Raw genomic sequence first — 23,194 nt, forward strand, 5'->3', positions numbered from 1 at the left:
GGAGGAAAAATGAATGCGTTGGCACTCCTCTTATCCGCTGAAGGAGAATCCCTTTTAATTACGTTATGTAAAATATGTGCCGCTTTTTTTCTGGGAGGAGTCCTCGGACTTGAAAGAGAATCAAAAGGGAAGCCAGTCGGGTTTAAAACGTGCGTGATAATATCCGTCGCCAGCTGTGTGCTGACCATCGTTTCGATTCAGTCAGCCGAATATTACGCTGAGATATCGATGAATATACGTAGCGACCCTATGCGGCTTGCCGCTCAAGTCATCAGTGGTGTAGGCTTTCTGGGAGCAGGAGTTATCCTGCATCGCCATGATGATGCGATATCCGGATTGACGACAGCAGCAATCGTTTGGGCTTCTGCTGGTATAGGAATTACATGTGGGGCTGGCTTTTATCTCCATGCCATACTTGCAACAGGATTATTCCTTCTGGCAATAAAACTTAGCTATTTCGTCATCTTTTTACAAACCCGAAACCAGTCACCAGGTAAAGTTAAAATTCGAATTGTCCTGGATGATAAATCGGGGCTACAAACGCTGATTGACAGTATTCATCAGCAAAAAAATGTTATTGAGAACATCACTATTCGCGATCTAAAAAAGAGGAAAATCGAAGTTAATCTTAAGGTGATAATCAGGAAGAAAATAACTTTACCTGAACTTTACGGCAATCTGTCTGCCATTGATCATGTTTATGCTATCGCGCTGGAGCACTAATTATTTTGTACAGGGTCGAGAAACCAGATTAAAGTTAAAGGCGGTATCAAAAGTTACCCGGCTGGAAAACGAGTAAAATTACCCCCTGATTGACAGTAAACAACGCGACGAAGGGAAGCGCCCTGGCTTTTGTAGCAGATATTCACTCCTGAAAAAGCAAATCCATAAGATTCGCGTTGTCTGTTTTTTCACCATTCAATTTCCGCAACAGCATTTCTCTTGCAAGTGTTTGTAAAGAAAAAATAATATCAGGCTGAACTCGTTTCATTTTGCTGAGGTTCGCATCAGAATTCACCAGAGCAATTATTTTTGTTGTACTACCGACCAGTTCTTTAGCCGCCAGCACAATAAAAGCATTGTCTGAGTCATCATCGCGCAAAACCAGTATATAGCGTGCCTTATCGGCTTCAGCACTATTGAGCGCTTTATTATCAGATGGATCACCAACAATCACGTCAGCATTTTCTGGATAGTCATGAGGAATGCCCGGAGGCACTATTACGGTGACCTTCTCATTTTGTTCGCAAAGCCCATGATAAACACTGACAGCAAGCGGGGTAGTGCCAATAATAATGATATGGTTTTTACGCATCACGTGTGAAATTCTTCCTTTAATCATACGCCGGAGGTTCCCTCCGAGCATTGGACCGATTATAGCACTGATCGAAGTTGCGAAGACGGTGATGCCGAGAATAATGATCGATACTGTAAATAGTCGGGCAGTCGATGTTACCGGAACAATATCTCCATAACCCACAGTGGACATGCTTACTGTTGAAAAATACAGCGCATCAGATAACTCACTTATTACTGGCCTGAACTCCTCTCCTAAATAGAGTGACCCACAAAGTGCATAAAGCAGTAGCGAAACGAAGCTCACTAACGCGAACAGTGTTCCAGCAGCCAGGCTGGACTGGTTAAAAACACGCCAGAACCAAATTAGAAAAAGACAGTCCACTACCGACAGCAACCCAATATGATAAGAACTGTTCGGCATTAAAAAGCTGAAAAGACTTATGGCAATAAGAAGAATTATTGTAAACGTCCATGCCACTCTGGCACGCAAAAAAAGTCCGATACTCATGAGCACTATCGCAATGCCAAGCATCACCTGCGGTAGCGTTAATAACCCTAATGTGGAGATAATCTCTTTCCAGCCAGAAAACTGTCCGGTGGACTGCAACAAAAAATGCCAGACCTGAGTCAAGAGTGGCCTGAGAAATACGCTGCCAATAAACAGCGTCAGCGTCGCAAGCCACAAGTTGGGTGTAAGGAAAACAGACAAAAATTTGAGTCTGGTAGAAAGTGTTTTCATCGAAAATCTCCAGAAAACCTCAAAAATGAGAATGGAGGGTATGCCAACCAGACCTTCATCTCAAGCACAAGCTCCTTTTTCTAACCGCCTATGCAATGAAAAACAGCGCTTGGACATTGCTTGCTGGCATCTATAAGATGCATATTTAATGCATCTTATAGATGCCACATTAAGGAGATGTCTTATGTCCCATTTACGCATCCCGGCAACCTGGAAAGTAAAACGCTCTACTCCCTTCTTCACCAAAGATAACGTCCCGGCAGCACTGTTGTCTCACCACAACACCGCAGAGGGCGTCTTTGGGCAGCTCTGCGTGATGGAAGGTACGGTAACGTATTATGGCTTTGCTAATGAAGACGCAAAAGTGCCTGAAGTGAAAGTGGTGATTAATGCCGGTCAATTTGCGACCAGTCCACCGCAGTACTGGCATCGCGTTGAATTAAGCGACGATGCGCAATTCAACATTAACTTCTGGGTGGAAGATGATAACCACTCCGATGAGATGTATCAGGCGAAAAAGTCTTAACCCTCAACGCCGGTTAGTCGATGGGCGGCTTAGTCCGCCCATGATGGTTTGTTCAGGATATGATCCTGCCAGTCACGCACTTCCGATTCTTTCACCGCTATATGACGGACTGAAATACGTTCACCGTGCATCGCCGCTTTTGAACCCGTCAGCAGCGGATGCCACTCCGGCAGCCCTTTCCCTTCAGCGAGCAGACGATAAGCGCAAGTCATCGGCAACCATTCAAAAGTGGGCAGATTATCACGCGTGAGTTTGATGCAATCAGGTTCATACTCGAAGCGACGCTCATAGTTACGGCACTGGCAAGTTTTGATATTGAGCTGCTTACAGGCAACGTTGGTGAAGTAAATTTCATCGGTGTCTTCATCCATCAACTTGTGCAGACAGCACTGTCCGCAGCCGTCGCACAACGACTCCCATTCGGCGTCGGTCATTTCATCAAGGGTTTTACTTTGCCAGAAAGGTAATTCGCTCATCGGGATGTCCACATCAAAAATCAGGTTGCACCTTATAACCAGTCTGGCACGCTGATGCAAGTTTTGCCGCCCGAAAAGGCGGCAATGAGGATTTACAGTACGCGGGTGGATAACGTATAACCGTTGAAATTGACTTCCAGTTCGTCACCATTATGCAGCGGCCCGACGCCTGCTGGCGTTCCCGTAAGCACAACATCGCCCGCTTTGAGAGTAAAGAAACGGCTCATATAGGCAATCAAAGGAACGATGTGATGGATCATCTCCGCCGTGGAGCCATGCTGGCGCTGTTCGCCGTTTACCGTCAACCCGAGCATCGTATCCTGCGGATCGCCGTTAAACTCCGCCACCGGAATAAACCCCGACAGCGGACAAGAGTTATCAAAACCTTTCGCTTTTTCCCACGGCTGCCCCGCTTTCTTCATTTTCCCCTGAATATCGCGCAGAGTCAGATCCAGCGCTACGCCATAGCCAGCGATGGCTTTACGCACATGTTCTTCGGTCGCCTGACGTAAGGTCGCGCCAATCAGTACGGCCAGCTCAACCTCATGGTGAACCGCCCCCATATCGGATGGGATCACCAGCGGCTGGCGTAAATCACACAGCGCGGTTTCCGGTTTAATAAACAGAACCGGTTCTTCCGGCGTCGCACTGCCCATTTCCTGGATGTGTTTGGCATAGTTACTGCCCACGCAAACCACCTTACTCACCGGATAATCCAGCAGAGCACCATGCCAGTTGTGATGTTGATACATTACTTTCCCCTAACGTAGTCATAGATTTCAGGTACTGCATCGATGGAACGTGCTGCTGCCGGATGCAGTTTAGCCTTTAGCGTCTGGTATATTTTGTTTTGCCGTGGCCAGATGCTGTTTGAGTAAATCTTCTGGCGGCGGTGGTATTTGTAAATAATAGCCCTGCTCGGTTAAGGCCTGTTTTACTTTTTCAAGATCGGCATTAACCAGTTTTTTACGGCCATCAAGCGGCAACATCATTGCCAGCGTCGGTTGACCAAATCCTTTCATCAGTTCTTCAGGAACGCGTGAAAAATCGTCTTTTTTTTCGACATATAAATAGGTCTGGTCACGTTTGCTGCTTCGGTAGATCACACAAAACATATCTTTTACTCTGAATTCACGGAATGGTGGCTTGCCTCAATATAATACTGACTATAACATGCCTTATAGTCTTCGGAATATCACCCCGCGCTGGGGATGATAAATAGCAAATTGAGTAAGGCCAGGATGTCAAACACGCCAATCGAGCTTAAAGGCAGTAGCTTCACCTTATCAGTGGTTCATTTACATGAAGCAGAACCCGAGGTTATTCGTCAGGCGTTGGAAGACAAAATCGCGCAGGCACCGGCTTTTTTAAAACATGCTCCCGTCGTAGTTAACGTGAGTGGTCTTGAAAGCCCGGTAAACTGGCCAGCGCTGCAGAAAGTTGTCGCGTCTACCGGATTGCGCATTATCGGCGTTAGCGGATGCAAAGACGCCAGACTCAAAGCTGAAATCGACGAAATGGGTCTTCCTTTACTGACTGAAGGTAAAGAAAAAGCGATTCGTTCAGCTCCCATTGAGGCTTCGCCCCCCGTCGCAGCGCCGCAAAACGTTACTCCCATCACAAAAACACGATTAATAAATGTGCCGGTTCGTTCCGGTCAGCGCATTTATGCTCCACAATGTGATCTGATTGTTACAAGCCACGTCAGTGCGGGCGCAGAGCTTATCGCTGATGGCAATATTCATGTTTATGGCATGATGAGAGGCCGTGCGCTGGCAGGTGCAAGCGGCGATCGGGAAGCACAAATTTTTTGTACCCATCTGACGGCAGAACTGGTGTCTATCGCAGGTGTTTATTGGCTGAGTGATAAAATCCCAGCAGAATTTTATGGCAAAGCGGCCCGTCTGCAATTAGCAGAAAACGCTTTGACAGTTCAACCGTTGAATTGATCCCTTTTTAACAAGGAATTTCTATGGCACGCATTATTGTTGTTACTTCGGGTAAAGGGGGCGTTGGCAAAACCACCTCCAGCGCGGCCATCGCTACAGGTTTGGCCCAGAAGGGAAAGAAAACTGTCGTTATTGATTTTGATATCGGCCTGCGTAACCTCGATCTGATTATGGGTTGTGAACGCCGCGTCGTTTACGACTTCGTCAACGTTATTCAGGGCGATGCGTCGTTAAATCAGGCGTTAATCAAAGATAAGCGTACCGAAAATCTCTTTATTCTTCCGGCCTCACAGACTCGTGATAAAGACGCGCTGACGCGTGAAGGCGTCGCGAAAGTTCTGGACGACCTGAAAACGATGGAATTTGACTTCATCGTCTGCGACTCCCCGGCGGGTATTGAAACCGGTGCGCTGATGGCCCTGTATTTTGCCGATGAAGCGATTATCACCACTAACCCGGAAGTCTCCTCTGTACGTGACTCTGACCGTATTCTGGGTATTCTGGCGTCGAAATCTCGTCGTGCGGAAAACGGTGAAGATCCGATTAAAGAGCATTTGTTGCTGACGCGCTACAACCCTGGGCGCGTAAATAAAGGTGACATGCTGAGCATGGAAGACGTACTGGAAATTCTGCGAATCAAGTTGGTTGGCGTGATTCCTGAAGATCAGTCAGTCCTGCGCGCGTCTAACCAGGGTGAGCCGGTTATTCTCGACATCAATGCTGATGCCGGTAAAGCCTATGCTGATACCGTAGACCGTCTGTTGGGAGAAGAACGTCCTTTCCGCTTCATTGAAGAAGAGAAGAAAGGTTTCCTCAAACGCCTGTTCGGAGGATAAGTTATGGCATTACTGGATTTTTTTCTCTCGCGGAAAAAGAGCACAGCGAACATCGCTAAAGAGCGACTGCAGATTATTGTTGCGGAACGTCGTCGTAGTGACGCCGAGCCACATTATTTACCGCAACTGAGGAAAGATATTCTCGAGGTTATCTGCAAGTATGTACAAATTGATCCTGAAATGGTCACGGTACAGCTTGAGCAAAAAGACGGCGATATTTCTATCCTCGAACTTAACGTGACATTACCAGAAGCCGAAGAGTCTAAATAACCGCTTTGCTCAGTACAGTCATGGTTGCAAAAAAGGCAGATTATTCTGCCTTTTTATTTTCAGTTTCTTGCCAACATGTTGCGCATTTATTCCAACGTAAACTTTGGGTAGTTTTCGGAAAAATAGCGGCGCAAATATTCAACGGTAATACGGATTTTTGCCGATGTCGCCAGCCGAGAAACATAAACTGCCCAAATATTGGCGGGTTGATAATACTCTGGCAATATATGCACCAGATGTCCGCTGGCTATATTGTCACAAACATCCCACCAGGAACGTAAAGCAATTCCCTGACCATCAAGACACCACTGATGTACCACTTCACCATGGTTAGACGACAGAGGCCCTGTCACCTTAATGGAGTGAGCGCCCTCTTTATTACGCATTTGCCAGATACCAAACGGATGGTCGCGCTCTTTAATGACCAGACAGGGAAAAGTGGCGAGATCGGTTAGTTGTTTCGGCGTCCCATGCTGTGCCACAAACTCTGGCGAGGCGCACAAAATACGGTAGTTAGTCGCCAGTTTGCGGGCAATCAGGTTAGGTGCGATATCATCACCGATACGAATATCAAGATCGACCCCCTCATTCACCATATCCACCAGGCGGTCTTCAACATCGAACCTCAGTTCTAACTGCGGGTACTCTTTTGCCAGCGCAGACAGCGCCGGAGCCACCACCCGGCGGCCAAAACCAAAGCTACTGATAATTCGTAACATTCCTTGTGGGATCTGCCTGGCATCAGACAGTTCATCCATCATCTGATCAACATCCTGCAGGATCCGCTGCGCCCATTCGTAGATCCGCTCCCCCTCTTCCGTGATGGTTACGCGCCGAGTAGTCCGGTGCAGCAGCACTACATTCAGCGTCTGCTCCAATAGAGCAACTCGCTTACTGATAAAGGCAGGTGATACGCCCAGCTCTTCGGCAACGGCGGCAAATCCTGCTCGACGAGCAACCAGCATAAAGACGCGTAAATCATTTAGCAGCGGCAGATTATTCATGATCTGTGTTTTATGTTTCACCAGTTAGGGGGATTAACTATTAATCAGTCAATTATAGGATAAGGGGAAAGTCAATTTTGATGGCGTACAAGTGAGAGCTGCTATGAAGAAAACCTGTCGTATTGCCGCTATCCCCGGAGATGGCATTGGTAAAGAAGTCCTGCCTGAAGGCATTCATGTGTTACAAGCAGCCGCCGAGCGCTGGGGTTTGTCGCTCAGCTTTGAGCAAATGGAATGGGCCAGCTGCGAGTACTATACCCATCATGGAAATATGATGCCCGATGACTGGCATGAGCAACTACAATCCTTTGATGCTATCTATTTTGGCGCCGTTGGCTGGCCGGACACTGTCCCGGATCACATCTCATTATGGGGATCGCTGCTTAAGTTTCGACGCGAATTCGACCAGTACGTCAACCTGCGTCCGGTGCGTCTGTTTCCGGGCGTCCCTTGCCCGCTGGCAGGTAAGCAGCCTGGCGACATTGATTTTTATGTGGTACGCGAGAACACCGAGGGAGAATACTCTTCGCTCGGCGGACGCGTGAGCGAAGGAACCGAACAAGAGATGGTTATTCAGGAATCGGTCTTCACTCGTCGTGGCGTGGATCGTATATTGCGTTACGCTTTCGAGCTGGCGCAAAACCGCCCGCGTAAGACCCTGACCTCGGCGACCAAATCCAATGGCCTGGCTATCAGCATGCCATACTGGGACGAGCGCGTTGAAGCCATGGCGGCTAACTATCCCGAGATCCGCTGGGATAAACAGCATATCGATATACTGTGCGCTCGCTTTGTGATGCAGCCAGAGCGTTTTGATGTTGTGGTCGCCTCCAACCTGTTTGGCGATATCCTTTCCGATCTCGGTCCGGCCTGTACCGGAACGATTGGTATTGCGCCTTCTGCCAACTTAAACCCGGAGCGCACCTTCCCCTCCCTGTTCGAGCCGGTACACGGTTCAGCCCCCGATATTTACGGCAAAAACATTGCCAATCCTATTGCCACTATCTGGGCTGGTGCCATGATGCTGGACTTCCTTGGCAACGGTGATGCCAACTATAAAGCCGCCCACGACGGCATTCTGGCGGCGATTGAGCAGGTCATCGCCAGCGGCCCAAAAACGCCGGATATGAAAGGCAGCGCCACCACACAACAGGTTGCTGAGGCCATCTGTCGGGCACTGCGTTAGAGGTCAAACCACGAAATATGAGCCGCGTCACTGACGCGGTTTTTTTATGCTTTTTACGAAGCCAATAACCTGCGTCAATTCACCTTTTATTATTTCCGTTCCGTGTTTTATTGCTTCACGCATTGGGCAATTGTTTAATTCATGTAAAGAACAAATAATTAAATTGTTAAATACAAGGTCGCTAATTCCCTACAGCATGATAACAACGACAGGCTAATGCCAAACGCGGGCAACCGTGCCCAGGAGATCCCATGTTGAGCAACGTAAAGAAAAAAGACGTGCCGCTGATAGCCATCAGCCTGGTGGCTATTCTTTTTATCGCCGCCACACTTAGTCTCTTCCCTCAGCAGTCTGCGCAAGTTGCAAATACCATTTTTAACGGCGTGACCCGAATGCTGGGTTCCGCCGTACAAATCCTCGTTCTCATGGCCATGGGGTTGGTGGTCTGGCTGGCCACCAGCAAATACGGCAATATTCGTCTCGGAGAAGGCAAAGCGGAATACAGCACGCTGTCCTGGCTGTTTATGTTTATTTGTGCTGGATTAGGCTCCTCCACGCTCTACTGGGGCGTAGCCGAGTGGGCCTATTATTACCAGACCCCAGGTCTCAATATTGCGCCACACTCGCAAAAAGCATTGGAATTCAGTCTGCCTTACTCCTTTTTTCATTGGGGGATCAGCGCCTGGGCGACCTACACGCTGGCCTCATTAACCATGGCCTACCACTTTCATGTGCGTAAAAACAAAGGGCTGAGCCTGTCGGGAATTATCGCCGCCATCACGGGTGTGCATCCGCAGGGCGTGTGGGGACGTGTGGTTGACCTGATGTTCCTGATCGCCACCGTTGGCGCATTAACCATCTCCCTTGTCGTCACCGCAGCCACCTTTACCCGCGGTTTGTCAGCCCTGACGGGTTTACCGGATAACTTCACGGTGCAGGCGTTTGTGATCCTGTTCTCTGGCGGCATTTTCTGCCTGAGCTCCTGGATTGGCATCAACAACGGTTTGCAACGTCTGAGCAAAATGGTCGGCTGGGGCGCGTTTTTACTGCCGCTTTTGGTGCTGATTGTTGGCCCGACCGAGTTCATCACCAACAACATCATCAACGCGATTGGACTGACGACACAAAACTTTTTGCAGATGAGCCTGTTCACCGACCCACTCGGCAACGGTGAATTCACTCGTAACTGGACAGTATTTTACTGGCTGTGGTGGATCTCCTACACCCCGGGCGTCGCGATGTTTGTCACACGCGTGTCCCGCGGTCGCAAAATTAAAGAGGTTATCTGGGCATTAATCCTGGGGAGTACCGTCGGTTGCTGGTTCTTCTTTGGTGTGATGGAAAGCTACTCTATTCATCAGTTTGTAAACGGCGTAATAGACGTGCCGCAGGTAATGGCGACGTTGGGTGGTGAAACGGCCGTACAGCAAGTGTTGATGTCGTTGCCTGCCGGGAAATTGTTCCTGGTGGCGTATCTGGCGATTATGATTATCTTCCTCGCCTCGCACATGGATGCCGTCGCCTATACCATGGCAGCTACCAGCACGCGCAACCTGCAGGAGGGCGACGATCCAGACCGTAGCTTACGTTTGTTCTGGTGTGTGGTCATCACGCTGATTCCGTTATCGATTCTATTCACCGGCGCGTCCCTGGAAACCATGAAGACCACGGTGGTTCTGACTGCGCTTCCCTTCCTCGCCATCCTGTTGGTGAAAGTTGGCGGTTTTCTTCGCTGGGTACGGCAGGACTATGCCCATATTCCTGCGCATCAAATTGAAAGTCATCTTCCTGAAGTACCCGTTACCCTCCCCGTTGCGCCACCGGCCGGGACACTACTCAAAGGCGACAATTAAGCGCCAGTACAAAATCCTCTTACTCACAAATTAAAGGTATTCCAATGAGCAATCTGAACCCTGAGTTTATTCTGCCGCAAAATTTCTGTGCCAACCCACAGGACGCATGGACTATCCCGGCCCGGTTCTATACCGACCATCAGGCTTTCGAGCACGAACAAGAAAAGGTGTTTGCTAAAAGCTGGATTTGCGTCGCCCACAGTAGCGAACTGGCGAAACCTAATGACTATGTAACCCGCGAAGTCATTGGTGAGAACATCGTGCTGGTACGTGGGCGCGACAACGTACTGCGCGCATTCTACAACGTCTGCCCGCATCGTGGTCACCAGTTATTAAGCGGCGAAGGCAAAGCGAAAAATGTGATTACCTGCCCTTACCACGCCTGGGCGTTCAAACTTGACGGCAATCTGGCGCACGCGCGTAACTGCGAAAACGTCGCCAACTTCGACAGCGAGAAAGCGCACCTCACCCCGGTACGTCTGGAAGAATATGCCGGATTCGTATTTATCAATATGGACCCGAACGCGGGCAGCGTGGAAGAACAACTCCCAGGTCTTGCAGACAAAGTTATCGAAGCCTGCCCTGACGTACACGACCTGAAACTGGCTGCACGCTTTACGACCCGAACTCCGGCCAACTGGAAGAATATTGTCGATAACTATCTGGAGTGCTACCACTGCGGCCCTGCTCACCCTGGTTTTTCCGACTCGGTTCAGGTTGACCGTTACTGGCACACCATGCACGGCAACTGGACGCTGCAATATGGTTTCGCCAAACCTTCGGAGCAGTCATTCAAGTTCGAAGAAGGTGTTGATGCCGCCTTCCACGGTTTCTGGCTGTGGCCTTGCACTATGCTCAACGTCACGCCAATCAAAGGTATGATGACCGTGATCTACGAATTCCCGGTGGATGCGGAAACGACGCTGCAAAACTATGACATCTACTTCACCAACGAAGAGCTGACCGAGGAACAGAAACAACTGATCGAATGGTATCGCAATGTCTTTCGCCCGGAAGATTTGCGTCTGGTTGAAAGCGTACAAAAAGGGTTGAAATCGCGGGGTTATCGCGGTCAGGGACGCATTATGGCGGACACCAGCGGCAGCGGTATCTCCGAACATGGCATTGCCCATTTCCATAATCTGGTTGCCCAGGTGTTTCAGGAATAACCAGGGCTGTAACGACAGGTTCCGGCGCATCGTTGCTCCGCGCCGGACGGATTTTTTAGGGAGTGCCGCAATGTCAGAGTATCAAATGCGAGACGTCCGCGTTAGCCGGATTGAGACAATTACCGCGCAGGTAAAGCGCTTCACCTTAACGGCGACCTCAGATGAACCATTGCCTGCGTTTACGGGAGGCAGCCATATTATTGTGCAAATGCAAGATGGCGATAACCTGTACAGCAATGCGTACTCGTTGATAAGTTCGCCACGCGATACGCGCGCTTATCAAATCGCCGTAAGGCTGGAGGAGGCGTCCAAAGGCGGCTCACGCTATCTGCATCAAAACGTGAAACCCGGCGATACGCTCACGATCTCCACACCAAACAATCTCTTCGCCCTCGCCCCTCAGGCACAAAAACATCTGTTGATTGCCGGAGGCATTGGGATCACACCGTTTTTATCGCAGATCCCGGAGCTTGAGCATGCTCAGGCGCAATGGCAATTGCACTATTGTTCTCCTGGCCGGGATAACTGCGCGTTTCATGACGAACTCGTGCAGCACCCGAGTGCCGCACGCATTCATCTGCACTTGTCAAGCGCAGGTACACGTCTTGATTTAGCGCGTCTGCTGGCCGATGTTGAACCCGGCACGCATATCTACACCTGTGGCCCTGCGGTTCTCAACGATGCCGTCAGAGAAGCCGCTTCCCGCTTCGGGGTGGACAACAATACGCTACATTTTGAACAATTCGCCGCGGAAGACAAAAGCGGTGACGCCTTCACCCTGGTTCTGGCGCGTTCCGGGCGCGAATTTGTGGTCCCGGAAGAGATGACCATTTTGCAAGTTATCGAACATAACAAAGCCGCACGCGTGGAGTGCCTGTGCCGGGAAGGCGTTTGCGGCACATGTGAAACAACGATTCTAGAAGGGGAAGCCGATCACCGCGATCAATATTTCAGCGACGACGAAAAAGCCAGCCAGCAAAGTATGCTCATCTGCTGTTCGCGCGCGAAAGGTAAACGCCTGGTGCTGGATTTGTAGCGTTATGCAGGCCGGGTCAACCATGGCGCGACCCGGCAAGTCTGGTAACTTACTGCGGATATTCCTGCAGCAGCGCGTTAAGACGATCGGACATCAGTTCGCCACGCCAACCGGAAATCAATTCCGGAAGAGACTGCTGCGGCTTTAATTTCCAGTGCCAGTTGAGCAACTGGTTAATCTGGCGACGCGAAGCAAGCAGCTCGACGCTAAGATTATGTTCCGCACTCACTTCAGCAACCAGCGCCTTAATGGCTTTGAACGCCTTGCGATAGCCAGGCATATCCATCAAATTCAGCAGTGGCTCCGGCAGCGACTCTTCCGGTAAGGCCTGAGCTTTTTCGACCATGGAGATCAGCGTCTTGCCGTGGAAGCGAATTTCGCTCCCGGAAAGCCCCAGACTATCCAGTTCGCCCAGACTGCCCGGCATATAACGGGCCACCGCCCACAGATGCTCTTCACGCACCACGAAGTTTACCGCCAAATCGCGCTCGCGCGCTTTACGCAGCCGCCAGTCGGCAAGCAGTTGCAAACAGGCCAGCTGACGGGTGCGCAATTGCCACGCGTTGGTGATGTCGCGCCAGGCGTCTTCAGGCGCCAGAATCTCCTGGCGACGCTGCTGCATTAAGCGACATTCATCCAGCGCGGCTGGCAGCCAGCCGCTGGCTTCGGTTTCAGCCATCAGCGTGGTGGTGATCGGTAACAGATACCAGACGTCAGCTGCCGCGTATTCGCACTGACGCTCGGTCAATGGTCTGGCCAGCCAGTCGGTACGGGATTCGCTTTTGTCGAGCGCCACGCCCGTAAACTCTTCCACCATTGAGGCGAAGCCCCACGACAGCGGACGACCGCAAAAAGCGGCGAGGATTTGTGTATCAATCAACGGCTGAGGAAGTTCGCCGAAAGCGTTGAGAAACACTTCTAGGTCTTCACTGCCGGCATGCAGGAATTTGGTGATGGCGGTATCACGCAGAATATCGCGCAGCGGCGACCAGTCGGTGATCCCCTGAGGGTCAATCAGAGCAACGTGTTTGCCATCAAACAGTTGGATCAGCCCCAACTGCGGATAATAGGTGCGTGTGCGAACAAATTCGGTATCCAGGGCTATCGCCGGAAATTCACGGACGGCTTCACACAGCGTGGCCAACGCGTCGTCCGTGGTGATCATTTGGTAATTCAAATCGTGCTCTCTTTGGTTTGCGGCAAAAAAAACGCCGGATTACCCGGCGTTTTCTGCTGGCTGACTTAACGCTCAGCCTTTATTGTCCACTTTGGCGCGCGCTTCGTCACGTAATTCTCGTCGCAAAATTTTACCGACGTTAGATTTCGGCAACTCATCGCGAAATTCCACCAGCTTCGGTACTTTATAGCCCGTCAAGTGACGACGGCAGAAAGTGACCAGCGCGTCATCGGTTAACGAGGCGTCTTTCTTCACCACAAAAATTTTCACCGCTTCACCGCTGCTGCCTGATGGAACGCCAACGGCAGCCACTTCCTGCACACCAGGATGTTGCATCACCACGTCTTCAATTTCGTTCGGATAGACGTTAAAGCCGGACACCAGGATCATATCTTTCTTACGATCGACAATACGCAGGAAGCCTTCATCATCCATCACCGCAATATCGCCGGTATGCAGCCAGCCGTCTTTGACGATTTCGTCAGTGGCGTCTGGTCGCTGCCAGTACCCCAGCATCACCTGCGGACCTTTCACGCACAGTTCGCCAGGCTCTCCCGGCGGCACTTCGTTGTCGTCGTCATCCACCAGTTTAACCTCGGTGGAAGGAACTGGTAACCCAATACTGCCGCTATGGTAGTCGATATCGTGAGGGTTGACGCTCACCAGCGGAGCGCACTCCGTCAGGCCATAACCTTCCAGCAGATACTGCCCCGTCAGCTTAACCCAACGTTCAGCTACTGCCTGTTGAACTGGCATCCCGCCGCCTGCGGAAAGGTGCAGTGATGAGAAGTCCAGTTGCTGGAACTCTTTGTTATTTAGCAGTGCGTTAAACAGCGTGTTGACGCCGGTCATCGCAGTGAACGGATATTTCGCCAGCTCTTTTACCAGTCCGGGTATATCGCGCGGGTTGGTAATCAGCAGGTTTTGACCACCCAGCTCAATAAATAACAGGCAGTTCATCGTCAGCGCAAAAATGTGATACAGCGGTAGGGCTGTCACCACCAGCTCTTTGCCCGGATGCAGCAACGGACCATAGGTGGCATTAACCTGCTCAAGGTTAGCCAGCATGTTGCGATGCGTGAGCATCGCACCTTTCGCCACGCCAGTTGTCCCGCCAGTGTATTGTAGGAACGCCAGATCTTCCGACACTACTTCGGGCTTCACATACTGCATGCGATAACCGTTTTGTAGCGCACTGCGAAACGAAATGGCATCCGGCAGGTGATATTTCGGCACCAGGCGCTTGATATACTTGACGACAAAGTTAACCAGCGTCCCTTTAGCGGTCGACAGCTGATCGCCCATGCGCGTCAGGATCACGTGTTGCACCGACGTTTTGTCGACCACCTTTTCCAGCGTGTGGGCAAAGTTAGAGACGATGACAATGGCCGCCGCGCCGCTGTCGTTAAGCTGATGTTCCAGCTCGCGAGGCGTGTACAGCGGGTTCACGTTCACGACAATCATGCCAGCACGTAAAATCCCAAACAGTGCGACCGGATATTGCAGCAGATTCGGCATCATCAGCGCGACGCGATCGCCCTTTTTCAGCCCGAGGCCTTGTTGCAAATAGGCTGCGAACGCCCGGCTACGCTCTTCAAGCTTGCGGAAGGTCATCACCTCCCCCATGTTTACAAACGCGGGCTGATCGGCATACCGTCTTACTGAGTGTTCAAAGAGTTCCACCAGGGATTGATAACGGTCAGGATTGATCTCCGCAGGAACACCAGCGGGATAACGGTTAAGCCAAACCTTTTTCAATACATCACCTCTAAAATGCGTATTCGTCGTCATCACAACCCCAGGCAATAAACAAACTGTTAACATAATATTAACTCAGCGTACCAGTTTGTTTATTACACAACGACAAGGTTGCGAAGCACGTCACTATTTATTTTTCTTATATCCACGTTAATGCAGAAACAGCGGACGAGCCGCTGTTTCTTTTACTAATAAAACAAAGAGTTACTCAGTTACTATGGTCTGAACCTGTGCCGGACCGGGATTGTACCATCCCCATCCGCCATAGCCACCGTAAGGCCAGCCACGCGCACCGTAGAACCACGGGTCGATCGGCTGAGGCGGCATCACAATTTGCTGAGTAATATGCCAGCGTTTATAGCCAGTTACCTGCATCAGCATGAATTTATACGGGGTATTGCCGATTTTTCCGTCCACTGTGCCGCTAATCGGCCCCACGACGGTGACCAGTTGCCCGCGGAAATCCACCGGGTCGAGAAAGCCATTTACATCAGCATAAATCCGCCCGCGTGAGGCTTCACCCAGCACTGGGCGCGCCCCGCTATCAAGAGGAACCGTGGCAATTTCCAGACGGGATTTCCCCTGCTGGTTCAGAATATTGACCACTTTACCGCCGAAACGCGCTTCCTGTCCGACATACAGCTGCGGCGCATTCATCACCCGCACCAGATCCTGCTGCGGCGTAGGACTCGAACCTTTAATCGCGTCCGGGATGGTGACGCAGCCGCTTAGCATTAACGCTAACGCGCCCGCCAACACACCTTTCAATAACTGCTTTTGCACCGCCATATTACGACTCCCTTTTCTTAGCTTCTGCCCCGGCCTGTTCACAATGCTGTGCACTGACGTCGATGAAAATTAACCGGGGATGTACTACTAAGATTCATTCTTTTCCGGGAAGTTTCTTCCACGCCACGGTGTTACGTAAATAAACCGGTTCAGCATGTTCAACCGCCACGGTCTTACCGGCAGCCAGCATTTGCGTGGCGACAGGCAGCATATCTTCAGCCGCAGGAAGCAATACGTCACCGTCGCTGAGTGTCAGACCACTGTCTTTACCGAGTTCAGGCCAGGCAGGCCAGCCCGTTCCAACCGTTACCCACTCGCCAGACAACTGCAATAAACGCTCATGTACCTGCTCAGGGGTTAACACCGCTTCGGTTTCTTCACCGTGCCAGTTACCGTTCTCATCACGCTGGTATTCGGCCCAGTAGACTTCGCCCATTCGCGCGTCTATCGCGGCCAGTACGCGGGTAGCACCCGATTTACGCCAGGCTCCCTGCGCCATTGTCGCAAGAGTGGAGACGCCGATCATCGGTAAATTCGCGCCTAACGCCAGCCCCTGAGCAATGCCAATCCCAATACGGACGCCGGTGAAACTACCGGGACCGCGACCAAACGCCAGGGCGTCGATGTCGGTTAACGTGAGATCGCCAGCGGCCAGGATTTCCTCGACCATCGGTAAAATTCGTTGGGTGTGTTCTCGTGGGCAAAGCTCGAAATGAGCCTTGATAGTACCGTCATTCCACAGGGCAACAGAGCACGCCTCTGTGGCGGTATCGATAGCCAGAATTCGCATGAGTGTTTGTGATCAAATCAATAAATTTGGCGCGCATCTTACCACACTCCGTAACAAATTACTCAGTCGTTGGTACGGCAAGAAAGCGAACAGCGCGAGCAATATCACGTGTACGCGGTGCAGGCGGAAGGCTCGCAAGGAAAGTGGCACCGTAAGGCCGCATCACCAGACGATTGTCGCAAATCACCAGTACACCACGATCGTCAGCGTCACGAATCAGACGCCCCACGCCCTGTTTCAGGGTGATGACCGCATCCGGCAACTGAACGTCTTCAAACGGATCGCCACCGCGCAATCGGCAGTCTTCCATTCGCGCCTTTAACAGCGGGTCATCCGGTGAGGTGAACGGCAGTTTATCGATAATCACCAGCGATAGCGTATCGCCACGCACGTCTACCCCTTCCCAGAAGCTGCTGGTGGCAACCAGTAACGCATTACCTGCGCTGACAAACTGCTGTAACAGTTGCCCTTTACTGGTTTCCCCCTGCAGCAACACGGGAAGCGTCATGGTGGCGCGGAATTGTTCCGCCAGATCGCGCATCATCGCGTGTGAAGTACACAGCATAAAACAGCGACCGTTGTTCGCCTCGATAATGGGACGCAGCATGGACGCCAACTGCCGCGCAGCCCCCGGCTGGTTAGTTTGCGGGAGATTACGCGGCACGCACAGCAGCGCCTGGCGGGTATAATCAAAAGGACTCGGCAACAGCATCGACTCGGCATCGTTAATACCCAGCCGCGCGGTGAAATGATGGAGATCATCGTTTACCGACAGCGTCGCGGAGGTAAAAATCCAGCACCCCGGTTTTTGCTCCATCACTTCTTTGAATTTATCCGCCACCGTGAGCGGCGTCAGCGCGAGAGTGAAATGACGGGAGGTACATTCATACCAGTAGCTGAAGCCCGGCAGGTTGATCTCTTTCAGACGCTTCAGCCGAGCACGGTAAAGCGTGGCACGTTCAAACGCGGCATCCAGCAAGGCCGAACGTCCGAGAGACAGTTTCGCCACGTCATAACACAGCTCAAGCGTGTCATCGAGCAACAGAAATGCGCGCTGCACGCGCTGGTCGGCCAGCAGTTCCCGCAGGTTTCCGCGATAGCCCGGTTCGCCCAACTGCAAGCGGAAGTCCTGAGCGCTTTGCGCCAGTCGGTCGGCGCATTTTTGCAACTGCTGAGTGTCTTTCAGCTCGGTGCGATAGGCAATGGTGATGTCTTTCGCCAGATCCAGCAGCTGGCGACTGGAAAGCGACTGACCAAAGTACTGACTGGCGATATCCGGTAACTGGTGCGCTTCATCGAAGATCATCACCTCTGCTTCCGGGATCAGTTCGCCAAACCCACTCTCTTTCACCACCATATCAGCGAGAAACAGATGATGGTTCACCACAACGACATCCGCTTCCATCGCCTTCTTGCGCGCTTTAACGACAAAGCACTCTTTATATAGCGGACAGTCGCTACCAAGACAATTATCGTTTGTGCTGGTCACCAGCGGCCAGGCCTGAGAATCTTCCGCCACGCTGACGCAGGTGCTGATGTCGCCATCAAGGGTTTGATTTGACCACGAGCGTAGCAAAATGACGTCACTTAAGGTTTGTACCGGCAGATCACCGCCTGCCAGCGCCTGTTGTTCGAGACGCTCAAGGCACAGATAGTTTGAACGCCCTTTCAGCAACGCCAGTTTTCCGGTGAACGCCAGGGCTTTTGCCACGGTGGGTAAATCGCGGCTGTATAGCTGATCCTGCAACGCTTTCGAGCCTGTGGAGACAATCACCTTCTTTCCGGCGCGTAGTGCAGGGGCAAGATAGGCATAGGTTTTACCCGTTCCGGTTCCGGCTTCAACAACCAGCGGCTGTGATTTTTCGATAGCATGACTGACGGCGAAGGCCATCTGCCGCTGTGGTTCACGCGGTTTAAAACCTGGTATCGCTTTAGCTAACTGACCGTCTGCTGCAAAATCGTCCGTCACACTGCCCCCTGTTCATTTGAACAGGGATTATGTCAGGCCAGCGGGTCTTTCGCCAGTTGAAGAGGTGACGTGGGCACAACATTATGGCAGTCTTGGCGCACCCCAAAGCCATTATGAAAAAACGTAAATGAGGAATGATTTATGACGATTGTGCGCATTGATGCCGAAGCGCGTTGGTCCGACGTGGTTATCCACAACAACACGCTGTATTACACTGGCGTGCCGGAGAATCTGGATGCAGACGCTTTTGAGCAAACGGCAAATACGCTGACGCAAATTGATGCGGTGCTGGAAAAACAGGGCAGCGACAAGTCACGTATCCTTGATGCCACCCTATTCCTGGCAGACAAAAGTGATTTTGCTGCCATGAACAAAGCCTGGGACGCGTGGGTGGTTGCGGGTCACGCGCCGGTACGTTGTACCGTTCAGGCCGGGTTAATGAACCCGAAATACAAAGTTGAGATCAAGATTATCGCTGCGGTATAAGCGGCGTTACTCATCTTCATCTTCAAAACGCGCCACGATCCGTTCGCCGGTGTGACTGGCGCGTAACTCTTCAGCGACCAGAGCAATAGCTTGTCCGCTGCTCATCCCTTGCGACATCAGTTCCTGAATGCGCTCTACTGCTTTTTGCTGCTGCTCATGACTGAGTGAAGGTAAACCTGCAAACATTGTTAACTCCTGCTAAATTGTCTGCGCTTATTATTTCATGCTACCGGGCAGTTAGCCAGTAGAGTAGCAACGAGTCAGGACTGATGAAGACGTTATCTCCCGCAATAATCACATTACCCTGGCGTCAGGACGCCGCTGAACGCTATTTTTCGACCTTAAGCCATCTGCCCTGGGCGATGCTGTTGCATTCTGGTCATGCCGACCATCCACATAACCGCTTTGATATTCTGGTGGCGGATCCCATCGCTACGTTGGTTACGCTGGCTGAGGAGACCGTTGTGCAGGACGGACGCACCTTCGTGCGCACGCATGATGATCCGATGACGGTATTACACTCCGTGCTCAACGCACGCAAGATTCATCCAGATTATCACCCGGACCTGCCGTTTCAGGGCGGGGCGTTAGGTCTGTTTGGCTACGATCTTGGCCGACGCTTTGAATCACTGCCCTCTATTGCCGAATGCGATATTGCGCTGCCGGATATGGCGATAGGCATTTACGACTGGGCACTGATTGTCGATCATCAGTTGCAGACTGTGTCTCTGCTTAGCCATACCGATGTCGATGCGCGGCTGAAATGGCTCGATGCACAACAACCGCCAACCAGCGAGTCATTTACATTGACCTCGGCATGGCAGTCCAATATGAGCCGCGTTCAGTACGGCGAGAAATTCCGCCAGGTGCAGGGATACCTTCACAGCGGCGACTGTTATCAAGTCAACCTTGCCCAGCGGTTTCAGGCGCATTATCAGGGCGATGAGTGGCAGGCATTCGTCAAACTCAATCACGCCAACCGCGCCCCGTTTAGCGCGTTTATTCGTCTTGAGGAAGGCGCAATCCTCAGCCTTTCACCAGAACGTTTTATTCTGCTGGAGAACCAGCACATCCAGACGCGTCCGATTAAAGGTACGCTGCCAAGGCTTGAAGATATCAACGCCGATCGTGAGCAGGCCCAGCGACTGGCAAATTCACCGAAAGATCGCGCGGAAAACCTGATGATCGTTGATTTGATGCGTAACGATATTGGTCGCGTTGCCACACCGGGTTCGGTACAGGTTCCGCAGCTGTTTGTGGTCGAACCTTTCCCTGCCGTTCATCATCTGGTCAGCACTATTACCGCGCGCTTGCCAGAGTCATTGCATGCCACCGACCTGCTTCGCGCCGCCTTCCCTGGCGGCTCCATCACCGGCGCGCCGAAAGTGAGGGCGATGGAAATTATCGACGAACTGGAGCCGCAAAGACGCAACGCCTGGTGCGGCAGCATTGGTTATCTGAGCTTTTGCGGCAATATGGATACCAGTATCACCATTCGCACGCTGACGGCCACAAACGGAAAAATTTATTGCTCCGCAGGCGGTGGTATTGTGGCAGACAGTCAGGAAGACGCGGAGTATCAGGAAACGTTTGATAAAGTGAATCGTATTTTGCACCAACTGGAGAACTGAGACGTGGAATACAGCAACCTGACGCTTGATGACTTTTTATCGCGCTTCCAACTCCTGCGCCCGCAGGTCAATCATGCCGCGTTAAACCAGCGCCAGGCTGCCGTACTGATCCCTGTCGTGCGTCGTGCACAACCGGGATTACTGTTAACCCAGCGATCCGTTCACCTGCGCAAGCACGCCGGACAAGTCGCCTTTCCCGGCGGTGCGGTGGATAGTAGCGATGCCTCATTGATTGCCGCCGCCCTTCGTGAAGCGCAGGAAGAAGTGGCGATCCCACCTTCTTGCGTTGAGGTGATTGGCGTGCTGCCACCGGTCGACAGCGTTACCGGATTCCAGGTCACGCCAGTGGTAGGTATTATCCCGCCAAATTTACCGTATCGCGCCAGTGAGGATGAAGTGTCTGCGGTGTTCGAAATGCCGCTGGCGCAGGCCCTGCATTTAGGACGTTATCACCCGTTGGATATCTACCGTCGCGGCGATTCACATCGTGTTTGGCTTTCCTGGTATGAACAATATTTTGTCTGGGGAATGACCGCCGGAATAATTCGTGAGCTGGCGCTGCAAATTGGCGTCAAGCCATGACTATACTTATCTTTACGCACTCCATAGACAACTTGAAATTCAGGTCACAACATTAGCAAAACCGCGGTTATCTATTAGTTTAATTCATGTGAATAGTTAAGCCGATCGCCGCGTTCCCTCTTACACTATGCGCAGTTATAACATCGTTACTGGAAACCCCAGTCGCCCTGTAGGAGTATTATCGTGATTAGTCTATTCGACATGTTTAAGGTGGGGATTGGTCCCTCATCTTCCCATACCGTAGGGCCTATGAAGGCGGGTAAACAGTTCGTCGATGACCTGGTCGAAAAAGGATTACTGGACAGCGTTACTCGTGTCGCCGTCGACGTGTATGGTTCACTGTCGCTCACGGGTAAAGGTCACCACACCGATATCGCCATTATTATGGGTCTGGCGGGCAATGAGCCTGCTACCGTGGATATTGACAGCATCCCCGGATTTATCCGCGACGTAGAAACGCGTGGACGTCTGCTGCTTGCGCAGGGTCAGCACGAAGTGGATTTCCCGCAGAATGACGGGATGCGTTTTCACAACGGCAACCTGCCGCTGCATGAAAACGGGATGCAGATCCATGCTTACAATGGCGAAACCGTCATTTACAGCAAAACTTACTACTCAATCGGCGGTGGATTCATCGTTGATGAAGAACATTTTGGTCAGGATGCCGCGGGCGAGGTCAGCGTGCCTTATCCGTTCAAATCCGCTACTGAAATGCTGGAATACTGCAACAGCACCGGCCTGTCTCTCTCTGGCATGGCGATGCAGAACGAACTCGCGCTGCACAGTAAAAAAGAGATTGAAGAGTACTTTGGCCACGTCTGGCAGACCATGCAGGCTTGTATTGATCGCGGCATGAACACTGAAGGCGTGCTGCCGGGTCCGCTGCGCGTTCCACGCCGTGCTTCCGCCCTGCGTCGTATGCTGGTTTCCAGCGATAAGCTCTCCAACGATCCGATGAACGTGATCGACTGGGTGAACATGTTCGCGTTGGCAGTTAACGAAGAAAACGCCGCAGGTGGTCGCGTTGTAACTGCACCAACCAACGGTGCTTGCGGTATCGTGCCTGCAGTACTGGCCTATTACGATCATTTCATCGAGTCCGTCAGCCCGGATATCTATACCCGTTATTTCCTGGCTGCCGGCGCGATTGGCGCGTTGTACAAAATGAATGCGTCAATCTCCGGTGCTGAAGTGGGTTGCCAGGGGGAAGTTGGCGTAGCCTGCTCCATGGCTGCCGCGGGTCTGGCTGAACTGTTAGGCGCAAGCCCTGAGCAGGTCTGTGTAGCTGCCGAAATCGGCATGGAGCATAATCTCGGCTTAACCTGTGATCCAGTTGCCGGTCAGGTACAGGTTCCGTGCATTGAACGTAACGCCATTGCTTCCGTGAAGGCGATCAACGCTGCGCGTATGGCAATGCGCCGCACCAGCGCGCCGCGTGTCTCGCTGGATAAAGTCATTGAAACTATGTACGAAACAGGTAAAGACATGAACGCCAAATACCGCGAAACATCACGTGGTGGTCTGGCAATCAAAGTCCAATGTGACTAATACTTAATTTTCGCCCATCTGCGACGGATGGGCGAATTTACCCCCTCACCCTCGTCTACTGTAATTTTCCCCACTACACTTGCTCTGTTGCTGTTGGCTTCTGTGACCAACGGCTTATCGG

24 protein-coding genes are annotated in these 23,194 nt (G+C 51.7%); 13 read left to right on the forward strand and 11 right to left on the reverse strand.

Translation table 11 applies throughout. The features are described from left to right. The first annotated feature begins 9 nt into the window (after nucleotides 1-9). Nucleotides 10-723 carry an MgtC/SapB family protein gene (locus On2M_RS16880; protein ID WP_210905186.1) on the forward strand — a complete coding sequence of 238 codons (714 nt, stop codon included), beginning with the start codon at nucleotides 10-12 and terminating at the stop codon, nucleotides 721-723. A 142-nt stretch (nucleotides 724-865) separates the two neighbouring features. Here On2M_RS16880 and kch read toward each other — a convergent pair whose 3' ends face one another. After that, on the reverse strand, nucleotides 866-2,038 hold the full coding sequence (gene kch / locus On2M_RS16885) for a voltage-gated potassium channel protein (RefSeq protein ID WP_151219445.1): 1,173 nt from the start codon (nucleotides 2,036-2,038) through the stop codon (nucleotides 866-868). 184 nt (nucleotides 2,039-2,222) lie between these two features. Here kch and On2M_RS16890 point away from each other — a divergent pair, with 184 nt between their 5' ends. Continuing rightward, nucleotides 2,223-2,564, forward strand: coding sequence for a DUF1971 domain-containing protein (locus On2M_RS16890; RefSeq protein ID WP_187258841.1), 342 nt, complete (start codon nucleotides 2,223-2,225; stop codon nucleotides 2,562-2,564). A gap of 29 nt (nucleotides 2,565-2,593) precedes the next feature. Here On2M_RS16890 and On2M_RS16895 read toward each other — a convergent pair whose 3' ends face one another. From On2M_RS16895 to On2M_RS16905, 3 genes are all read right to left on the reverse strand, one after another. After that, nucleotides 2,594-3,040, reverse strand: a complete 447-nt coding sequence (locus On2M_RS16895; RefSeq protein WP_151219447.1) for a YcgN family cysteine cluster protein — start codon at nucleotides 3,038-3,040, stop codon at nucleotides 2,594-2,596. A 92-nt stretch (nucleotides 3,041-3,132) separates the two neighbouring features. Next, a complete protein-coding gene (locus On2M_RS16900) occupies nucleotides 3,133-3,792 on the reverse strand; it encodes a fumarylacetoacetate hydrolase family protein (protein WP_151219448.1) in 660 nt (219 codons plus the stop codon). Nucleotides 3,793-3,861: 69 nt separating this feature from the next. Beyond that, entirely contained in the window at nucleotides 3,862-4,155 is a 294-nt protein-coding gene (locus On2M_RS16905) for a YcgL domain-containing protein (protein ID WP_151219449.1), read from the reverse strand. A gap of 126 nt (nucleotides 4,156-4,281) precedes the next feature. Here On2M_RS16905 and minC point away from each other — a divergent pair, with 126 nt between their 5' ends. From minC to minE, 3 genes are read left to right on the forward strand one after another with little or no spacing between them, the layout of a single operon-like run. Then, nucleotides 4,282-4,989 (forward strand): septum site-determining protein MinC, encoded by a 708-nt coding sequence (gene minC / locus On2M_RS16910; protein ID WP_187252302.1) that lies wholly within the window; start codon nucleotides 4,282-4,284, stop codon nucleotides 4,987-4,989. Between the two features lie 23 nt (nucleotides 4,990-5,012). After that, nucleotides 5,013-5,825 (forward strand): septum site-determining protein MinD, encoded by an 813-nt coding sequence (gene minD, locus On2M_RS16915; RefSeq protein WP_003020956.1) that lies wholly within the window; start codon nucleotides 5,013-5,015, stop codon nucleotides 5,823-5,825. A 3-nt stretch (nucleotides 5,826-5,828) separates the two neighbouring features. After that, the gene (gene minE, locus On2M_RS16920; RefSeq protein WP_001185666.1) at nucleotides 5,829-6,095 is read left to right on the forward strand and encodes a cell division topological specificity factor MinE; all 267 of its coding nucleotides are present in this window, start codon (nucleotides 5,829-5,831) and stop codon (nucleotides 6,093-6,095) included. A gap of 86 nt (nucleotides 6,096-6,181) precedes the next feature. On the opposite strand, the gene On2M_RS16925 is transcribed toward minE, so the two are convergent. Further along, on the reverse strand, nucleotides 6,182-7,099 hold the full coding sequence (locus On2M_RS16925) for a LysR substrate-binding domain-containing protein (RefSeq protein WP_151225560.1): 918 nt from the start codon (nucleotides 7,097-7,099) through the stop codon (nucleotides 6,182-6,184). A gap of 103 nt (nucleotides 7,100-7,202) precedes the next feature. Here On2M_RS16925 and On2M_RS16930 point away from each other — a divergent pair, with 103 nt between their 5' ends. The 4 genes from On2M_RS16930 (at nucleotide 7,203) to On2M_RS16945 (ending at nucleotide 12,343) form a co-directional block, all read left to right on the forward strand. Beyond that, nucleotides 7,203-8,285, forward strand: a complete 1,083-nt coding sequence (locus On2M_RS16930) for a tartrate dehydrogenase (protein WP_210905187.1) — start codon at nucleotides 7,203-7,205, stop codon at nucleotides 8,283-8,285. A gap of 251 nt (nucleotides 8,286-8,536) precedes the next feature. After that, nucleotides 8,537-10,138 (forward strand): BCCT family transporter, encoded by a 1,602-nt coding sequence (locus On2M_RS16935; RefSeq protein WP_187252301.1) that lies wholly within the window; start codon nucleotides 8,537-8,539, stop codon nucleotides 10,136-10,138. Between the two features lie 44 nt (nucleotides 10,139-10,182). Further along, nucleotides 10,183-11,307 carry a carnitine monooxygenase, oxygenase subunit YeaW gene (gene yeaW, locus On2M_RS16940; protein WP_151225561.1) on the forward strand — a complete coding sequence of 375 codons (1,125 nt, stop codon included), beginning with the start codon at nucleotides 10,183-10,185 and terminating at the stop codon, nucleotides 11,305-11,307. 70 nt (nucleotides 11,308-11,377) lie between these two features. Beyond that, entirely contained in the window at nucleotides 11,378-12,343 is a 966-nt protein-coding gene (locus On2M_RS16945) for a PDR/VanB family oxidoreductase (RefSeq protein WP_151225562.1), read from the forward strand. A 49-nt stretch (nucleotides 12,344-12,392) separates the two neighbouring features. On the opposite strand, the gene rnd is transcribed toward On2M_RS16945, so the two are convergent. The 5 genes from rnd to On2M_RS16970 all read right to left on the reverse strand — a co-directional run bounded on the left by rnd (nucleotide 12,393) and on the right by On2M_RS16970 (nucleotide 18,826). After that, nucleotides 12,393-13,508, reverse strand: coding sequence for a ribonuclease D (gene rnd / locus On2M_RS16950; protein WP_151219513.1), 1,116 nt, complete (start codon nucleotides 13,506-13,508; stop codon nucleotides 12,393-12,395). Between the two features lie 84 nt (nucleotides 13,509-13,592). Beyond that, nucleotides 13,593-15,278, reverse strand: coding sequence for a long-chain-fatty-acid--CoA ligase FadD (fadD, locus tag On2M_RS16955; protein WP_210905188.1), 1,686 nt, complete (start codon nucleotides 15,276-15,278; stop codon nucleotides 13,593-13,595). A 204-nt stretch (nucleotides 15,279-15,482) separates the two neighbouring features. Next, complete coding sequence (locus tag On2M_RS16960) at nucleotides 15,483-16,067, reverse strand: Slp family lipoprotein (RefSeq protein ID WP_151219453.1); 585 nt, start codon at nucleotides 16,065-16,067, stop codon at nucleotides 15,483-15,485. A gap of 94 nt (nucleotides 16,068-16,161) precedes the next feature. Then, nucleotides 16,162-16,857 carry a tRNA (adenosine(37)-N6)-threonylcarbamoyltransferase complex dimerization subunit type 1 TsaB gene (tsaB, locus tag On2M_RS16965; RefSeq protein ID WP_040232337.1) on the reverse strand — a complete coding sequence of 232 codons (696 nt, stop codon included), beginning with the start codon at nucleotides 16,855-16,857 and terminating at the stop codon, nucleotides 16,162-16,164. A 58-nt stretch (nucleotides 16,858-16,915) separates the two neighbouring features. Then, nucleotides 16,916-18,826, reverse strand: a complete 1,911-nt coding sequence (locus On2M_RS16970; protein WP_210905189.1) for an ATP-dependent DNA helicase — start codon at nucleotides 18,824-18,826, stop codon at nucleotides 16,916-16,918. A gap of 141 nt (nucleotides 18,827-18,967) precedes the next feature. Between On2M_RS16970 and On2M_RS16975 the strand changes: the two genes are divergently transcribed. Continuing rightward, nucleotides 18,968-19,312 carry a RidA family protein gene (locus On2M_RS16975; RefSeq protein WP_151219456.1) on the forward strand — a complete coding sequence of 115 codons (345 nt, stop codon included), beginning with the start codon at nucleotides 18,968-18,970 and terminating at the stop codon, nucleotides 19,310-19,312. Between the two features lie 6 nt (nucleotides 19,313-19,318). Here On2M_RS16975 and On2M_RS16980 read toward each other — a convergent pair whose 3' ends face one another. After that, on the reverse strand, nucleotides 19,319-19,498 hold the full coding sequence (locus tag On2M_RS16980) for a YoaH family protein (RefSeq protein WP_003020986.1): 180 nt from the start codon (nucleotides 19,496-19,498) through the stop codon (nucleotides 19,319-19,321). A gap of 83 nt (nucleotides 19,499-19,581) precedes the next feature. Here On2M_RS16980 and pabB point away from each other — a divergent pair, with 83 nt between their 5' ends. From pabB to sdaA, 3 genes are all read left to right on the forward strand, one after another. Next, nucleotides 19,582-20,943 (forward strand): aminodeoxychorismate synthase component 1, encoded by a 1,362-nt coding sequence (gene pabB, locus On2M_RS16985; protein WP_210905190.1) that lies wholly within the window; start codon nucleotides 19,582-19,584, stop codon nucleotides 20,941-20,943. Between the two features lie 3 nt (nucleotides 20,944-20,946). Further along, nucleotides 20,947-21,525 (forward strand): CoA pyrophosphatase, encoded by a 579-nt coding sequence (locus On2M_RS16990; protein WP_151219457.1) that lies wholly within the window; start codon nucleotides 20,947-20,949, stop codon nucleotides 21,523-21,525. 183 nt (nucleotides 21,526-21,708) lie between these two features. Further along, the gene (sdaA, locus tag On2M_RS16995; protein ID WP_003833765.1) at nucleotides 21,709-23,073 is read left to right on the forward strand and encodes an L-serine ammonia-lyase; all 1,365 of its coding nucleotides are present in this window, start codon (nucleotides 21,709-21,711) and stop codon (nucleotides 23,071-23,073) included. Nucleotides 23,074-23,194 lie beyond the last annotated feature (121 nt).

The sequence above is a fragment of the Citrobacter sp. On2M genome (genome assembly GCF_018035235.1).
Taxonomy (GTDB): domain Bacteria; phylum Pseudomonadota; class Gammaproteobacteria; order Enterobacterales; family Enterobacteriaceae; genus Citrobacter; species Citrobacter meridianamericanus.

Coding starts and splice junctions, on each gene's coding strand:
- On2M_RS16890 (WP_187258841.1), top strand. CDS start 2,223: ATGTCCCATTTACGCATCCCGGCAACCTGGAAAGTAAAACGCTCTACT.
- yeaW (WP_151225561.1), top strand. CDS start 10,183: ATGAGCAATCTGAACCCTGAGTTTATTCTGCCGCAAAATTTCTGTGCC.
- On2M_RS16960 (WP_151219453.1), bottom strand. CDS start 16,067: ATGGCGGTGCAAAAGCAGTTATTGAAAGGTGTGTTGGCGGGCGCGTTA.
- On2M_RS16930 (WP_210905187.1), top strand. CDS start 7,203: ATGAAGAAAACCTGTCGTATTGCCGCTATCCCCGGAGATGGCATTGGT.
- On2M_RS16980 (WP_003020986.1), bottom strand. CDS start 19,498: ATGTTTGCAGGTTTACCTTCACTCAGTCATGAGCAGCAGCAAAAAGCA.
- rnd (WP_151219513.1), bottom strand. CDS start 13,508: ATGATCACCACGGACGACGCGTTGGCCACGCTGTGTGAAGCCGTCCGT.
- On2M_RS16880 (WP_210905186.1), top strand. CDS start 10: ATGAATGCGTTGGCACTCCTCTTATCCGCTGAAGGAGAATCCCTTTTA.
- On2M_RS16905 (WP_151219449.1), bottom strand. CDS start 4,155: ATGTTTTGTGTGATCTACCGAAGCAGCAAACGTGACCAGACCTATTTA.
- kch (WP_151219445.1), bottom strand. CDS start 2,038: ATGAAAACACTTTCTACCAGACTCAAATTTTTGTCTGTTTTCCTTACA.
- On2M_RS16975 (WP_151219456.1), top strand. CDS start 18,968: ATGACGATTGTGCGCATTGATGCCGAAGCGCGTTGGTCCGACGTGGTT.
- On2M_RS16900 (WP_151219448.1), bottom strand. CDS start 3,792: ATGTATCAACATCACAACTGGCATGGTGCTCTGCTGGATTATCCGGTG.
- On2M_RS16945 (WP_151225562.1), top strand. CDS start 11,378: ATGTCAGAGTATCAAATGCGAGACGTCCGCGTTAGCCGGATTGAGACA.
- pabB (WP_210905190.1), top strand. CDS start 19,582: ATGAAGACGTTATCTCCCGCAATAATCACATTACCCTGGCGTCAGGAC.
- On2M_RS16925 (WP_151225560.1), bottom strand. CDS start 7,099: ATGAATAATCTGCCGCTGCTAAATGATTTACGCGTCTTTATGCTGGTT.
- minE (WP_001185666.1), top strand. CDS start 5,829: ATGGCATTACTGGATTTTTTTCTCTCGCGGAAAAAGAGCACAGCGAAC.
- minD (WP_003020956.1), top strand. CDS start 5,013: ATGGCACGCATTATTGTTGTTACTTCGGGTAAAGGGGGCGTTGGCAAA.
- On2M_RS16935 (WP_187252301.1), top strand. CDS start 8,537: ATGTTGAGCAACGTAAAGAAAAAAGACGTGCCGCTGATAGCCATCAGC.
- tsaB (WP_040232337.1), bottom strand. CDS start 16,857: ATGCGAATTCTGGCTATCGATACCGCCACAGAGGCGTGCTCTGTTGCC.
- On2M_RS16895 (WP_151219447.1), bottom strand. CDS start 3,040: ATGAGCGAATTACCTTTCTGGCAAAGTAAAACCCTTGATGAAATGACC.
- minC (WP_187252302.1), top strand. CDS start 4,282: ATGTCAAACACGCCAATCGAGCTTAAAGGCAGTAGCTTCACCTTATCA.